The following is a 393-nucleotide window of genomic DNA, read 5'->3' on the forward strand; positions in this document are numbered from 1 at the left end:
AACAAATAATTAGATTGCTTAGTAGGAAAAGATAAATTCCCTAAAATTAAGCCACAATTTTTTAATCGTTCACTTTGCCAATATCCAGCATCTTGCAGCGCACGTTTCGTTACATATAAAGACCATTGATGTAAATCATCTAGTTGATTTAAGTCCTGCGCCTTAATGTTCGCAGAGCCTTTGTTTGATAGATATTCGGCTGCATCAAAGTGAAAGTCACGGATATAACCGCCATACAAACAATAATACTTATCGCTTTCGCCCTTCTTACCCAAATATTGTTCAGGCTTAACGCCTAACTCCGCTTCAGTGATAGGTGTGCGGTTATCTTTCTGTTGTAATAACTGCTGCCAAAACTCTTCTGGAGCGCTTGAGCCAGGAAATAAATTAGCG

At 38.7% G+C, this 393-nt stretch carries 1 protein-coding gene; it reads right to left on the minus strand.

The window, feature by feature from the left end:
- On the minus strand, positions 1-393 hold a 393-nt coding region (locus GQR38_RS20180; RefSeq protein ID WP_165738061.1), incomplete at both ends, for a beta-ketoacyl synthase N-terminal-like domain-containing protein.

The sequence above is a fragment of the Pseudoalteromonas sp. c7(2019) genome, from assembly GCF_011378625.1.
Classification (GTDB): Bacteria; Pseudomonadota; Gammaproteobacteria; order Enterobacterales; family Alteromonadaceae; genus Pseudoalteromonas; species Pseudoalteromonas arctica.